The sequence below is a fragment of the Halomonas bluephagenesis genome, assembly GCF_054790765.1.
In genome coordinates, this window is sequence record NZ_CP133631.1 from 2,375,065 (window position 1) to 2,388,622 (window position 13,558).

Annotated in this window: 12 protein-coding genes and 1 other RNA gene; 8 read left to right on the top strand and 5 right to left on the bottom strand. The window is 52.9% G+C overall.

What is annotated here, in order from left to right; genetic code table 11:
• Positions 1-61 precede the first annotated feature (61 nt).
• Both nhaC and REH51_RS10655 read left to right on the top strand, forming a co-directional pair.
• Positions 62-1,594, top strand: coding sequence for a Na+/H+ antiporter NhaC (nhaC, locus tag REH51_RS10650; protein WP_498935687.1), 1,533 nt, complete (start codon positions 62-64; stop codon positions 1,592-1,594).
• A gap of 172 nt (positions 1,595-1,766) precedes the next feature.
• Positions 1,767-3,029, top strand: coding sequence for an NAD(P)/FAD-dependent oxidoreductase (locus REH51_RS10655; RefSeq protein WP_009723768.1), 1,263 nt, complete (start codon positions 1,767-1,769; stop codon positions 3,027-3,029).
• Between the two features lie 78 nt (positions 3,030-3,107).
• Here REH51_RS10655 and REH51_RS10660 read toward each other — a convergent pair whose 3' ends face one another.
• The 3 genes from REH51_RS10660 to smpB form a co-directional block, all read right to left on the bottom strand.
• Positions 3,108-4,424, bottom strand: coding sequence for an outer membrane beta-barrel protein (locus REH51_RS10660; RefSeq protein ID WP_498935689.1), 1,317 nt, complete (start codon positions 4,422-4,424; stop codon positions 3,108-3,110).
• 192 nt (positions 4,425-4,616) lie between these two features.
• Positions 4,617-4,995, bottom strand: a transfer-messenger RNA (tmRNA) gene (ssrA, locus tag REH51_RS10665).
• Positions 4,996-5,040: 45 nt separating this feature from the next.
• Positions 5,041-5,532, bottom strand: coding sequence for an SsrA-binding protein SmpB (gene smpB, locus REH51_RS10670; protein ID WP_009723766.1), 492 nt, complete (start codon positions 5,530-5,532; stop codon positions 5,041-5,043).
• Positions 5,533-5,658: 126 nt separating this feature from the next.
• Here smpB and REH51_RS10675 point away from each other — a divergent pair, with 126 nt between their 5' ends.
• Positions 5,659-6,093 carry a type II toxin-antitoxin system RatA family toxin gene (locus tag REH51_RS10675; protein ID WP_498935691.1) on the top strand — a complete coding sequence of 145 codons (435 nt, stop codon included), beginning with the start codon at positions 5,659-5,661 and terminating at the stop codon, positions 6,091-6,093.
• Positions 6,083-6,394 carry an RnfH family protein gene (locus REH51_RS10680; RefSeq protein ID WP_009723764.1) on the top strand — a complete coding sequence of 104 codons (312 nt, stop codon included), beginning with the start codon at positions 6,083-6,085 and terminating at the stop codon, positions 6,392-6,394. The genes REH51_RS10675 and REH51_RS10680 overlap by 11 nt, the downstream gene beginning before the upstream one ends.
• Before the next feature lies 1 nt (position 6,395).
• Here REH51_RS10680 and REH51_RS10685 read toward each other — a convergent pair whose 3' ends face one another.
• Complete coding sequence (locus REH51_RS10685) at positions 6,396-6,866, bottom strand: outer membrane protein assembly factor BamE (RefSeq protein WP_009723763.1); 471 nt, start codon at positions 6,864-6,866, stop codon at positions 6,396-6,398.
• A 72-nt stretch (positions 6,867-6,938) separates the two neighbouring features.
• Here REH51_RS10685 and fur point away from each other — a divergent pair, with 72 nt between their 5' ends.
• Positions 6,939-7,391 carry a ferric iron uptake transcriptional regulator gene (gene fur, locus REH51_RS10690; protein ID WP_009723762.1) on the top strand — a complete coding sequence of 151 codons (453 nt, stop codon included), beginning with the start codon at positions 6,939-6,941 and terminating at the stop codon, positions 7,389-7,391.
• Positions 7,392-7,498: 107 nt separating this feature from the next.
• Here the strand turns inward: fur and recN are convergent, their stop codons facing one another.
• Positions 7,499-9,172: a DNA repair protein RecN gene (gene recN, locus REH51_RS10695; RefSeq protein WP_498935692.1), complete on the bottom strand. Its 1,674-nt coding sequence runs from the start codon at positions 9,170-9,172 to the stop codon at positions 7,499-7,501.
• 202 nt (positions 9,173-9,374) lie between these two features.
• Here recN and grpE point away from each other — a divergent pair, with 202 nt between their 5' ends.
• The 3 genes from grpE to dnaJ all read left to right on the top strand — a co-directional run bounded on the left by grpE (position 9,375) and on the right by dnaJ (position 13,375).
• Positions 9,375-10,004, top strand: coding sequence for a nucleotide exchange factor GrpE (gene grpE / locus REH51_RS10700; RefSeq protein ID WP_039869357.1), 630 nt, complete (start codon positions 9,375-9,377; stop codon positions 10,002-10,004).
• A 171-nt stretch (positions 10,005-10,175) separates the two neighbouring features.
• Positions 10,176-12,110 carry a molecular chaperone DnaK gene (gene dnaK, locus REH51_RS10705; RefSeq protein ID WP_498935693.1) on the top strand — a complete coding sequence of 645 codons (1,935 nt, stop codon included), beginning with the start codon at positions 10,176-10,178 and terminating at the stop codon, positions 12,108-12,110.
• 110 nt (positions 12,111-12,220) lie between these two features.
• Positions 12,221-13,375, top strand: a complete 1,155-nt coding sequence (gene dnaJ, locus REH51_RS10710) for a molecular chaperone DnaJ (protein ID WP_498935695.1) — start codon at positions 12,221-12,223, stop codon at positions 13,373-13,375.
• Positions 13,376-13,558 lie beyond the last annotated feature (183 nt).

Sequence of the window (13,558 nt, forward strand, 5' to 3'; positions counted from 1 at the left end):
GAACGAAAATAATCGCTGCTGATAACCCTATCAAAAGCTCAATAATAACGAGGTCTATAAGATGGAAGAAAAACCAAAAAGGGTTCGTCAAAAACCCAGTCTCGGGCTTGCCCTTGTGCCCGTTGTGCTGACACTAATCGCCATCGGGGTGCAGATTTTCTATTTTGGCGACTTTACACCACATATCCCGCTGGCCATTGGCTTTGCGATAACCTCGCTAGTAGGGGTCAAACTCGGCTTCCGTTGGAAGCGTATTGAAGATGGGGCGTTTCACGTTATCAACGTGTCTCTGCCATCGGTTTCGGTGTTGATCTTAGTGGGCATGATTATTGGCGTTTGGATTGCCAGCGGTACCGTGCCCAGTCTGATCTATTACGGCCTGCTTCTATTGTCCCCTGCCTTTTTCCTTGCCGCGGCGATGCTGATCTGTGCGGTGGTCTCCGTTTCTTTGGGGACTTCCTGGGGTACCGTTGGTACGGTAGGTTTGGCGCTTGTTGGTATCGGTGCTGGGTTTGAAATTCCGATTTACTGGACCGCTGGTGCGGTTGTTTCCGGTGCCTTCTTTGGCGACAAAGTTTCACCGCTTTCTGATACCACTAACTTGGCGGCGGCGGTTACCGGCAACGATGTGTTCTCGCATATCAAAAATATGATGCCAACGACGATACCGGCCATGTTGATCGCGTTAGCTATCTATCTGGTGGTGGGCTTCACCATGATTGATGATCAAGCGGCATCCTTTGAGCGCATTGATGCCATCACTGCGTCACTAGATGAACACTTTACGATTTCTATCTGGCTGTTGTTGCCAGCGGTGCTGGTTATTGGTCTAGCCGTCAAGAAAATGCCGCCGATTCCCTCCCTGTTTGCTGGCGTAATGGCGGGTGCGGTAACCGCCATGGCGGTTCAGGGGGTAGGCCTGCACGATATCGTTACTTACGCTAACTATGGTTACTCCATTGAAACGGGCGTGGAAGCTATGGACAGCCTGTTAAACCGTGGCGGTATCCAGTCAATGATGTGGACTATCTCATTGATCCTAATTGCCTTGGCCTTTGGCGGTGCGTTGGAGAAAACGGGCTGCCTGGAGACCATCATCAAGGCCATTATGGCCAAGGTGCGCTCTTTCAAAGGTGTTCAAACCTCGGCAATTGCTACCTCCTTTGCAACTAACTTGGTGGCAGGCGACCCCTACCTATCCGTTGCGCTACCGGGCCGTATGTATGCGCCGACTTACCGTGGTCTGGGCTACTCGACACTGAACCTGTCGCGTGGTGTTGAGGAAGGTGGAACGTTGATGTCGCCACTCATTCCCTGGAACGCAGGGGGGGCCTTTGTCATTAGCGTATTAGGGCTTGGTATTGGTGAAGGTAACGTTGAGAACCTTCTGTATATTCCGCTGGCCTTTGCCTGCTGGTTGTCGCCTTTGATCGGTATTATTTATGCGCAGACGGGCTTGTTCTCGCCCAAAGCAACCGATGAAGAGCGCGCGCTGTGGGACAAGCAGGGAGAAGCGATTGCATCTTCGGAAGCATTGGGTGCTGCTGCTGATGCAGCCGTCACTAGCCCGACGCCTGCTTCCAGCTCGAGCTGATCGTCACTATCCGTTACGTGCTTTCCCGATGAGACAGCACCCCGACCTGCTAAAGGCGGGGTGTTTGTCTTTATTGAGCTAGGTATTTTTTAAAGCTTTGCTGCCGGCAGCTGAATCACTAGCGCCTTGGGTTTGCTTGCAGGCATGCCTGAATAGAACCAGGAGGATAATAATGACGACAACGCATCCAACCGTGGTAATCGGTGGCGGAATCGTTGGTATTTGCTGTGCCCTATATCTGCAAAAAGAAGGGCTTAACGTAATGCTCATAGAGCCTGCTATGGCTGGGGATAGTACCGCTAAATGGAGCTGCGGGCAGATAGCGGTTAGCGAAATTATTCCCCAATCCAAGCCAGGTATTATTAAAAAAGTGCCAGGGTGGTTGCTGGATCAAAAGGGGCCGCTGGCACTGCGGCCATCGGCATTACCAGGACTGCTGCCTTGGATGCTGCGTTTTATGACCCATGCGCGGCGTTCGCGTATCGACACTATTGCCCATGAGTTAGCGTCCTTAACGCGCTGCGCCTTTCAGGATTATGAACCCTTATTAGCGAAGTGCCGCCGTGACGATCTGATTGGCCACCATCCAACCCTTGAACTGTTTGACGATGCGGCTGGGCTGGCCCATGAGCAAACTTATGTAGAGCTACGCCGCGCGCTAGGGTTTGTTTCCGAAACGCTAAATGCCGAACAGATTGCCGCCATGGAGCCGGCGTTAGCGGGACGTTTTTCTCACGGTTTGTTGCTGTCGGATTGGCGTACGGTGTGCGATACCGAAACCTTCCTCACCGAACTCACCCATAGCTTTGTAGAGCAGGGTGGCACACTTGTTCAGGGGAGTGTGGCGCGCATCGAGAGCCAGGGGAGTCGTGCCGTTGGTGTGACATTGGCTAGCGGTGAGATGCAGCCAGCTGAGCAGGTGGTGGTCGCCGCTGGCAACGGAAGTTCGGCGTTTTTTGAAACACTGGGCATTAAGGTGCCGTTGATTAAGGTCGGCGGCTATCAGGTATTGCTACCCAACCCTGGTGTCGACTTAACCCACGCCACTTTTTATGCTGACGGCGGCTTTGGTCTGATTCCTATGGAGCGAGGACTACAGATCGGCGGCACGATTGAATTCGCTGGCAATCATGCTGAACCGAACTTCAAACGCGCGGAGATCATTCTTGAAAAAGCCAAGACGATACTGCCATCGCTGAATACGGCAGGTATGGAGTTTGGCGCTGGCTGGCGTCCTTTCTTGCCAGACACCAAGCCTGTGATTGATAAGTCGCCATTGCTTGAAAACGTGGCGATGGCTTTTGGTCATGGGCAATTGGGGCTAACAATAGGCGCCACGACGGGGCGCTTGGTAGCCGACATGCTGCAAGGTCGTGATAGTCAGTTGAATATTAGTCCTTTCAGCGCATCGCGGTTCACGTTGGCTGGTGGTTAATTGACGTCATGCAGTGGTGCAAGCAAGGGGGCGCCCGTCTCATAAATATGAGACGGGCTCTTTATCATCGCCATTTAGCTAGTGATTATGTCCTGCATGACTGCCAAACGTTGCGTTGAACTGAACCATTCCTACCCACTGTTCATCATGCCCTGCAAAGTCTTCGCGAGTCAGTTGCGTGCGCACGAACATGTTATCGCGCACATGCCAAGTAAGCTGCGCGCTTTGTCGCCACGAAGTTTCCTCTGAAACGATCGCGGTAGGATGAGTGCCCATCACCTTATTGGTTAACCCTAATGCCTCTGCGCGAAGACCGACTTCCCAGCGTGGAGCAAGACCGTAAATAGCGTCGATGTAAGCACCATCTTGTTGCTCAGTGTAGTGATCGTGTGCATGGAAGTGATCATGGTGTTGCACATGCTCCTGCAAGTCACGTTCGCTATAGAAGTATTCCGCACCTAGTTGCCAGTTGCCCTGGTAGCCGGGCTGCTCCGCATCGTAGTTAAACCGTGCATCTAAGCCTGCAAACCAGTTGTCGCCTTCAGCAGTATGGGCGTGGTGGCCATGATCATCGACACGCACATACTGACGGTTCATGCCCGCAGACGTTCCCAGCGTTAGCTGTTTATTCGCACCGAGATCTGGGCGGTATTTAGCGAAGAGCGTGCCCACGCGAGGGCCACTGGTGCGATCTTCATAGCCCCCTTCATCAAAGCGGCTGAAGCCTTCTCCCTCGCCTTGAAACAGCTCGCTACCCAACGTCCAGGTGCTGTTGGGTGACCAGGTTAGTTGTAGGCCTGTATCGAGCAGACCATGCTCTCCAAACAAATACTCATTGACCAGTGGGCGCTCAACAAAATCCCAAGCGTGAGGGTGTCGGCTGTTGATGTAGCCTATATCAGAAAGAAATTTACCGGCTTGTAAGCGCAGCCCGTTAGGCAGCGTACGCGTCGCAATAAAAGCCTCTTCCAGCGTGATATCGTCTTCTGTTAGCGAAACAACGGCCTTGCCCTCAATGTGGGCGGTTTGCCCTTCGATGGCAACTTCAGAGTGTCCCAGGTTAAATCCATTGTCGAGATCATGGCTATGGCTGGTGTGGTCGTGTTCTTCTTCATGATCGTGACCGCTTTCGTGCCCATGGCTAAAACCTGCAGGCGAGTTTGCATCTCCTGAAAAACGATTGTGGTAGATGCCTTCCACAACTAAGGAAACGTTGATGCTGTTTTCAGCGTCGCTATGTTCATAATTGCTATGTTCATAGGCGTCGTGCTCATGAGCATGACCAGAATGATCATGGCCGTGGTCGTGCCCATGATGATGATCATCTGCATAGGCAGAGGAGCTAATAAACAGAGCAGTGGCAAGCGGTGTAAGCAGAAATAAGGAGCGTGACACAGGTGTATTCCCTTAAGCGTTAGAATTAATCGCAGTTAATGATATGTTATATTATAACAATAAATCAATTGCTCAAGAACCTAGCGCTACAACGTGGTTAGCTCCGGGGAAAGTGCGGCGTTTGGAGAGCGGGGCTAACCAACTTACAGAAACAAAAAAAGCACCCGTAGGTGCTTGATTTGTAGGGGTGTCTGGTGGAGGCGGCGGGAATTGAACCCGCGTCCGCCAGCACGCGCCTATTGGCTCTACATGCTTAGATTTCGTCATTTGCTTTAACGCAACTGACTCCGACGATCAGGATTCAGCCACGCGAGCCTTCTAAGTTTAACGATTGATGAGAAGACACCACCAACCGCGGTCCTATCAGCTTTAGCTCGTATCCCATCAGTGATGAATAGGCACATCACCTTTGGGCCAGACAAGAAGCTAACAGTGTTTAAGCTGCTAGCGCGCCTTGAGCGTAGTTTTCGTCATTTGCGACTATTTTTCGTGATGTGGGATTTACGAGATACATCACGCTCTCGGCATGCACCGCAAGGGTTGTCACCGGCGTCGAAACCATGTCGCCCCCTAACTACAGGTGAGCATTCTAACGTGCTCACAGCCAATTGACCAGTTATGCCTTGTTATGTTCCCGCATTATCCGACCTTTCTGACGGCTCCAGTCGCGATCCTTTTCGGTGGCGCGCTTGTCATGTAGCTGTTTGCCGGTCACCAGCGCAAGCTCACACTTCACCTTATTGCGTTTCCAATAGAGTTTGAGCGGAACGCAAGTGTGGCCTTTGTCCTGAGTCACCGAGAAAATTTTGGCAATTTCCTTACGGTGCAGAAGCAACTTACGCGTGCGCGTCGGGTCAGCAATTTCGTGAGTGCTTGCCGTATTAAGCGGCATGATATGGCTACCTAGTAAAAAAGCCTCGCCGTTACGAACCAAAATATAGGTGTCGGTAAGCTGTGCTTTACCAGCGCGAAGGCTTTTAACTTCCCAGCCCGCGAGTACCAAACCTGCTTCTAAGGTTTCGTTGATATGGTACTCAAACCGAGCTTTCTTGTTTTGGGCAATAACGCTGCTGCTAGGGCCCTTACTGTTACCTTTCTTAGTGGCCATGGAACCTCATCGTTGATCTGTCAGTAGCCCCCCCTTCGTTATGTGGGGAGGCGTGATACCATTCTAGGTCTACAAAAATGTTTCCCATGATACGCTTTGGGCACTGTGAAGTCAGCGGAGAGGTCAATGCCAACCGTTAATCGTACCGCCTTGGTGCGGCACACCCCCCAACAAATGTTCGATCTGGTTAATGACTTCGAACGCTATCCCGAGTTCCTGCGGGGGTGTCGCCGTGCGCGCCTGCTAGAGCATGACGAGGAACATCTGATCGGCGAGATGACCCTTGGACGTGCGGGTGTGGAACAAACAATCACTACTCGAAATGATTTATATGCACCTGAGCGGATTGAGCTGTCGTTAGTAAAAGGGCCGTTCAAGCAGCTTAAAGGGCGTTGGCTGTTTATCCCCATGGGGGGGGACGCCTGCAAAGTCAGCTTGGAAATGGAGTTTGTGTTTGCCAATCGCTTGCTTAGCATGGCGTTTGGCAAATTATTCCAGCAAATTGCAGGGCAGCTTGTCGATGCCTTCACTAAACGCGCTGACGAGCGTTATGGCCGCTGATACGTTTGCGGTGGAGGTAGCCTTTGCTTTGCCGCACAAACAGCGCCTAGTGGCCTTAGAGGCGCATCAAGGTACGACTGCGCGTCAAGCCGTCATGATGGCAGACCTTCCAAGTCTGTTTCCCGAGATCCCCAGTGACACCTTTGAGCAGGCACCGCTAGGGATTTTTGGTAAAGCGCTACGCCAGCCTGAAAAAGAGGTACTGCGTCCAGGCGACCGCGTTGAGGTATATCGCCCATTAGAGATAGACCCCAAAGCTGCCCGCCTGGAGCGGGCAAAGCGTCAAGCCAAAGGCGAGTAAATTACTCGGAAGACATCACTGGCTGAGGCGCTGGCGCATTTGCTGGCGTCGGTGCTCGCTGACTAGGAGTAGCGATGCCGGTGATTGGGTCTGCTGTTTCTGTTGCAGGGCCTGCACCGGTATCTCTGCTGATCGGCAGATCACCAGAGAAATCACCTTGTTGTTCAACGTTTACTAAACGCCCTGCGTTGTCGAACGTGAGGGTCACACGTCGCTGTTCGACACCCGCGTATGCTTTATCAAGACGATAAACGTAATCCCACTCCCGTGTGTCAAAGGGGGCTTCCAGCAGCGGGCGACCCATTACATAAGTAACTTGTTCTTGGGTCATTCCTGGCTGTAATTGGCTGACCATTTCTTCGGTCACCAAGTTGCCCTGGGGGATGTCACGCTTGTAAACGCCAACGTAGCTGCAGCCGCTAACAACGGTTAGGGCAACGGAAAGAGTAATGATACGAGTCAATTTTTGCATTTGAGCCTATTCTTCACTATCGTGGTTTCGGTCGATCATACCCGACCTAACCTGTTACTGCGAAGAGCAACCATGGCCGATCAGAACCATGAACTGCGCAAAGCCGGGCTGAAAGTGACCCTGCCGCGCGTCAAGATCCTGCAGATTCTCGAAAATGCTTCGGGTCAACACCACCTTAGCGCAGAAGAAGTGTACAAAACACTGATTGATGCGGGTGAGGATGTTGGCTTGGCTACCGTGTACCGCGTGCTGACTCAGTTTGAGTCAGCAGGATTGGTGATCCGTCATAATTTTGATGGTGGCCATGCGGTGTTCGAGATGACTCAAGAAGACCACCACGACCATATGGTGTGTTTAGAAAGTGGTGAAATCATTGAGTTCGTCGATGAAATCATCGAGCGTCGTCAGCAAGAGATCGCCGAAGAGCACGGCTATGAACTTGTGGACCATGCCCTGGTGCTTTACGTACGCCCCCGTGGGTCGGACGTAACGCGACAGGACAGCGGCCCCACAAACAAAAAATAGTCGCGCTAAATAAAACGTCCCCAGGGTGCGAGTGATGATTCATTCGCGCCCTGGGGGCGTTTTTTATGGTTTTGGTGTTTGCTAACGTTTGGCGATTGAAAAAGTGCTTAGTGCGGAGGTCGCTGGCTAGCGTGAAGCATTTCTCTGGCGTGGGCGAGTGTTTGATCAGACAGGGTTACACCGCCTAGCATGCGGGCGAGTTCACTAATCCGACCGTGCTCATCCAGCAGCGCCATATGAGTCAGCGTGCTATCCCGTTTGGCGCGTTTTTCAATATGCAGGTGCTGATGCGCCTGTGCAGCCACCTGGGGCAGGTGGGTGACGGTCATTACTTGACCGTTTTCGCCGAGCTTACGTAGCAATTGACCAACAATTTCGGCCGTCGCTCCCGAGATACCCACGTCCACTTCATCGAAGACTAGGCTGGGAATAGTGGAGTGGGAGGCGGCCACCACCTGAATGGCAAGACTGATGCGCGATAACTCACCGCCCGACGCCACTTTGGTTAACGGCCTGGCGGGCTGACCTGGGTTCGCGCTAATCAGGAAGTGGACGTGGTCCAGGCCTTCCGGTGTAGGCGTTTCACGCGGAGTAACGTCGACTTCAAAGCGTGCTTTACCCATGGCCAGGAAACCCAGCTGTTGTTGCACTTCTTTGCCTAAGCGAACGGCAGCCTTTTGTCGCGCTTCGCTTAGTTGTTTGGCATCACTGCGATAGCGCTCGCGGTATTCGGCGACTTGGTTGCTTAGCGACTCCAAGTCGTCGTCGCTGGCCTCTAGAAGTTCGACTTCCTGGCTGAGCTGGGCATGCAGTGCGCAAATCTCTTCTGGAGCAACGTGGTGTTTGCGGGCAATACGATGGACGTCGCCCAAACGTTCCTCTACCCAGGCCAAGCGCTCTGGATCAAGCTCGGTAGTGCTGGCGAGACGACTAAGTTCGCTGGAGGCTTCCTCCACTTGAATGCGCGCATCGCTGAGCATGGCCAAAGTATTGGCCAGTGTGCCTTTGTCACTACCGGGTAGGGCGCTTAAATGAGTATAAGCTTGGTTCAGTAACAAAAGGGCGCCGCCCTCATCGCTAGCGCAGCAGTCGGCTGCAAACTGGGTTTCACGCAGTGTCTCTTCCGCATGGGCCAGAGTGTGCTGCTCTTCTTCTAGCGTTTGCAGCTCTCCCTCTGCTAATCCCAGTTGATCTAGCTCCTCTACTTGATAGCGCAACAGCTGGCGTTTTGCCTCAACTTCGCTACCTTCTTCGCTGAGCTTTTTTAATCGCCGACGGGCGCTGCGCCACTCGCGGAACGTTTCAGCCAATTGCTGGCTGCGCTCGCGTAGCCCGGCATAATCATCTAGCAAGGCAAGGTGAGTTTCTTCACGCATTAGTGCCTGATGAGCATGCTGGCCGTGGATTTGAATCAGCTGTTCGCCCAGCGATTTTAGGTCAGCGATGGTGGCAGGGGGGCCATTGATCCATGCTTTAGAGCGACCGCTGGCTGTGACCACACGACGCAGCAAGCACTCTTCAGCAGGCAGCTCACGAGCAGTCAACCACTCAGTGGCAGCGGGCAGGTGTTGAATATCAAAACGAGCGGAAAGGTCGGTGCGTTCACGTCCGTGACGTACACTGCCGGCGTCGGCACGCTCACCTAAACATAGGCCAAGAGCACCGAGTAGAATCGATTTGCCTGCCCCAGTTTCCCCGGTGATCGCCGTCATACCGCGGGTTAGGTCGAGTTCAAGGCGGTCGACAATAGCGTAATCTTGGATTGCTAGCTGCGTAAGCATTAAGGCCTCCTGAGGCAGTGCGGCACAGAAGCTGGATACTTATCCAATAATTGTTGTTTTATACAGTAGTCTATAACTCACTTCAATGCCCCTCTTGAGATGGCTTTTATGGCCCCCATATAGCGTTCATACGTGGTTAATACTCGTTACTTAACCGAGGTGGCCGTCAATGCCACCGCTGCATATTTTTCAGGAGCTAGGCATGGCAAAAGAACCGCAAACCCCATTAGAAGATGAGCTGGCCCGCCAAGAGCAAGAGGCAGAAGTCACCGAGCAAGCGGCTGAAGAGCGCCTGGTCGAGGGCGAACTGGAAGGGTTAATCGAGGAAGATGCCGCGCTAGAAGGCGAAGTGGGAAACCCAGAAGCCGATATGCTGGCCGCTCAGGTGGAGGAGCTTGAGCAGAGCTTGGCGGAAGCTAAAGACCAAGCGCTACGTGCCGCTGCTGAAGCTCAAAACGTGCGTCGCCGGGCTGAGCAAGAAGCTGAAAAAGCGCGCAAATTTGCTTTAGAAAAATTTGTTAAAGAGCTATTGCCCGTTGTTGATAGTCTGGAAAAAGCCTTAGAGAGCATGGAAGACGGAGCCTCTGACGTACATCGTGAGGGCGTTTCCATGACCCTCAAAATGCAGTTAGGCGTATTGAATAAATTTGGCGTGGAAAGCGTTGAACCTCAGGGTGAACCCTTCGACCCGCAGGTTCACGAAGCGATGGCGATGGTGCCGAATCCCGAGCTTGAACCCAATACCGTCATGGAAGTGATGCAGAAGGGTTATTTGCTTAACGGACGCCTTGTTCGCCCGGCGATGGTGGTGGTCAGCCAAAAAGCCAATTAAGCACTGGCTGACGCAAAGCAAAAAAAAGCCCCTTGAAATGCTGCAAGCGGCCCCCAAATAAAGGGCAACCCGCGGGAAAACCCGCAGACGCTTTAAGTTTCAAAAAAGCAGATTTTTTGACATCAGCTTTCAAACATCAGTTTTGTAACAACCGAATTCGAGGTTTTTGCTATGGGACGCATTATTGGTATCGATCTGGGCACCACCAACTCTTGTGTGGCAGTGCTCGATGGTGACAGCGCTAAAGTCATTGAAAATGCCGAAGGTGGTCGTACTACGCCTTCCATTATTGCTTACACCGACGATGGTGAGACGCTGGTAGGTCAGGCGGCAAAACGTCAGGCTGTCACCAACCCTGAGAACACCCTTTACGCGATCAAGCGCCTGATTGGCCGTCGCTTCAAAGATGATGTCGTACAAAAAGACATCAAAATGGTGCCTTACAAAATCACTGAAGCAGACAACGGTGATGCTTGGGTTGAAGTAAAAGGCAAGAAAATGGCGCCGCCGCAGGTAAGCGCGGAAGTGCTGAAGAAAATGAAGAAAACCGCCGAAGACTATCTCGGTGAAGCGGTCACAGAAGCCGTCATCACCGTACCGGCTTATTTTAATGACAGCCAGCGCCAAGCCACTAAAGATGCGGGCCGTATCGCCGGTCTAGATGTTAAACGCATCATTAACGAGCCAACCGCAGCAGCATTGGCCTACGGTATGGACAAATCCCGTGGTGATAAAACCATCGCGGTATACGACCTGGGTGGCGGTACTTTCGATATTTCTATTATCGAAGTGGCAGACGTTGACGGCGAAACCCAGTTTGAAGTGTTGGCCACCAATGGTGACACCTTCCTGGGCGGCGAAGACTTCGACTTAGCGCTGATCAACTACCTAGTTGACCAGTTTAAAGCGGATAGCGGTATGGATCTGTCTGGCGACAACCTCGCTATGCAGCGCCTGAAAGAAGCGGCCGAGAAAGCCAAAATTGAGCTTTCCAGTGCCCAGCAGACAGACGTTAATCTGCCGTACATCACCGCTGACAACACTGGCCCGAAACACCTTAATGTGAAGGTGACGCGTGCCAAGCTGGAATCGCTGGTTGAAGATCTGGTACAGCGTTCGCTCGACCCGTGCAAAATGGCGCTGAAAGATGCTGGCTTTTCTGCGTCTGAAATCGACGAAGTGATTCTGGTCGGTGGTCAGACACGCATGCCGATGGTGCAGAAGAAAGCAGCTGATTTCTTTGGCAAAGAAGCACGTAAAGATGTAAACCCAGATGAAGCGGTTGCTGTTGGTGCGGCGATTCAGGGCGGTGTTCTTGGTGGCGACGTTAAAGACGTCCTACTGCTAGACGTGACGCCGCTGACCCTGGGTATTGAAACTCTGGGTGGCGTAATGACGCCGCTGATCGACAAAAACACCACCATCCCCACGAAGAAGACGCAAACCTTCTCCACGGCGGATGACAACCAAACGGCAGTGACGATTCACGTCGTTCAGGGTGAGCGTAAGCAAGTTGCGCAGAATAAATCGCTGGGTCGTTTTGACCTTGCAGATATTCCGACAGCGCCGCGCGGTGTGCCGCAAATTGAAGTGGCCTTCGATCTGGATGCTAACGGCATTCTGAACGTATCGGCCAAAGATAAGGCAACCGGTAAAGAGCAGTCTATCGTCATTAAAGCGTCCAGCGGTCTCACGGATGAAGAGATCGAGCAAATGGTTCGCGATGCGGAAGCTCACGCCGACGAAGACAAAAAGTTCGAAGCGCTTGTGCAACTGCGTAACCAAGCAGATGGCATGATTCACGCTACTCGCAAAACCGTGCAGGAAGCGGGCGATAAAGCGACCGATGACGAGAAACAAGCCATCGAGACTGCGATCAGCGAGCTGGAAGAAGCGGTGAAGACTGACGAGCAGGATAACATCCAGCAGAAACTGGACGCGCTGACCGAAGTGTCTGGCCAGTTAGCGCAGAAAATGTACGCCGAGCAGGCAGAAGCTGCTCAGCAGGCGGATGGCGAAAGTGCTGAAAATGCTAGCACCAAGCCAGAGGATGACGTGGTTGACGCTGAGTACGAAGAAGTCAACGACGACAAGAAGAAGCAGTAAATCACCTCTATCTGCTAAGGAATGCGGTGACGCGGGAGACAACTCCCGCGTTGCTGTTTCCGCAGCAGACGCCTAATTAAGTGCGTAGCTAACCAGGAGGCGTAGGACCCATGTCCAAACGCGATTATTACGAAGTCCTGGGTGTCGAAAAAGGGGCCGATCAGAAAGAGATCAAAAAGGCCTCCCGCCGCTTGGCGCAAAAATTCCACCCTGATCGAAACCCGGACGATAACACTGCAGCGGAAAAATTCCGTGAGGTGTCAGAAGCGTACGAAGTCTTAAGCGATGGCGAAAAGCGCGCGGCGTATGACCAGTTTGGTCACGCTGGTGTTGACGGCCAAGGTGGCGGCTTTGGCGGTGGCGGGTTCGGCGGTGGTGGTGCTGGCGACTTCAGCGACATCTTCGGCGATGTGTTTGGCGATATCTTTGGTGGCGGTGGTGGCCGTCGTCGTGGCCCTAACGCCCCCGCGCGTGGCAGTGATCTGCGCTACAACTTAGAGCTGGATCTGGAAAACGCCGTTTCCGGCACGACCGTTGATATCCGTGTGCCACGCCATATCGAATGTGACCGCTGCGATGGTGAAGGCGCCGAGCCAGGTTCTAGTAAAGAGACCTGCCCCACGTGCCATGGCCACGGCCAAGTGCGTATGCAGCAAGGTTTCTTCGCGGTTCAGCAAACCTGCCCAACCTGTCACGGCAGTGGCCAGCACATCAAAGTGCCGTGCCACAAATGTAACGGCGAAGGCCGTGTGCGGGAAACACGCACGTTGTCAGTGAAGATTCCGCCGGGTGTAGATACTGGAGATCGCATTCGTCTAAATGGCGAAGGTGAAAGTGGTATCAACGGTGGCCCGCCTGGTGACCTGTATGTTCAGGTGTCGATCAAGCCACACCACATCTTCCAGCGCGATGGCAAACACCTACAATGTGACGTGCCGATCAACTTTGTTGACGCTGCATTAGGTGGGGAGCTAGAAGTACCCACGCTAGACGGCCGTGTGAAGCTGAAGATTCCACCGGAAACTCAAACCGGCAAACTCTTCAGGCTGCGCGGTAAAGGTGTGAAACCGGTACGTGGTGGCGCTCCTGGCGACTTGCTTTGCAAAGTGGTGCTGGAGACGCCGGTCAATCTCAATGACGAGCAGAAAGACCTGCTTCGTCAGTTGCAAGAGAGCTTTGACGGCAGCAATAGCCACAGCCACTCGCCGAAGAAAACAGGTTTCTTCGACAGCGTGAAGAAGTTTTTTGAAGAGATAAAGCCGTAACGGCGATTCACTTCACCGCATGATCAGCGCCCCGGCACCCCAAAGTGCCGGGGCGTTTTTTGTTGGTTGCTACTCCTCAGCCATTGTGTTGCTTAGTGTAAAATAGCCTGCCTGATGGGCTTATCGTTTGATTGTTAACCGGTACCCTTTTAAAGCGTGGATTATTTGCACATAAGGACGAGG

Coding starts and splice junctions, on each gene's coding strand:
- REH51_RS10685 (WP_009723763.1), bottom strand. CDS start 6,866: ATGCAAAAATTGACTCGTATCATTACTCTTTCCGTTGCCCTAACCGTT.
- dnaK (WP_498935693.1), top strand. CDS start 10,176: ATGGGACGCATTATTGGTATCGATCTGGGCACCACCAACTCTTGTGTG.
- fur (WP_009723762.1), top strand. CDS start 6,939: ATGGCCGATCAGAACCATGAACTGCGCAAAGCCGGGCTGAAAGTGACC.
- REH51_RS10675 (WP_498935691.1), top strand. CDS start 5,659: ATGCCAACCGTTAATCGTACCGCCTTGGTGCGGCACACCCCCCAACAA.
- dnaJ (WP_498935695.1), top strand. CDS start 12,221: ATGTCCAAACGCGATTATTACGAAGTCCTGGGTGTCGAAAAAGGGGCC.
- grpE (WP_039869357.1), top strand. CDS start 9,375: ATGGCAAAAGAACCGCAAACCCCATTAGAAGATGAGCTGGCCCGCCAA.
- nhaC (WP_498935687.1), top strand. CDS start 62: ATGGAAGAAAAACCAAAAAGGGTTCGTCAAAAACCCAGTCTCGGGCTT.
- recN (WP_498935692.1), bottom strand. CDS start 9,172: ATGCTTACGCAGCTAGCAATCCAAGATTACGCTATTGTCGACCGCCTT.
- smpB (WP_009723766.1), bottom strand. CDS start 5,532: ATGGCCACTAAGAAAGGTAACAGTAAGGGCCCTAGCAGCAGCGTTATT.
- REH51_RS10680 (WP_009723764.1), top strand. CDS start 6,083: ATGGCCGCTGATACGTTTGCGGTGGAGGTAGCCTTTGCTTTGCCGCAC.
- REH51_RS10655 (WP_009723768.1), top strand. CDS start 1,767: ATGACGACAACGCATCCAACCGTGGTAATCGGTGGCGGAATCGTTGGT.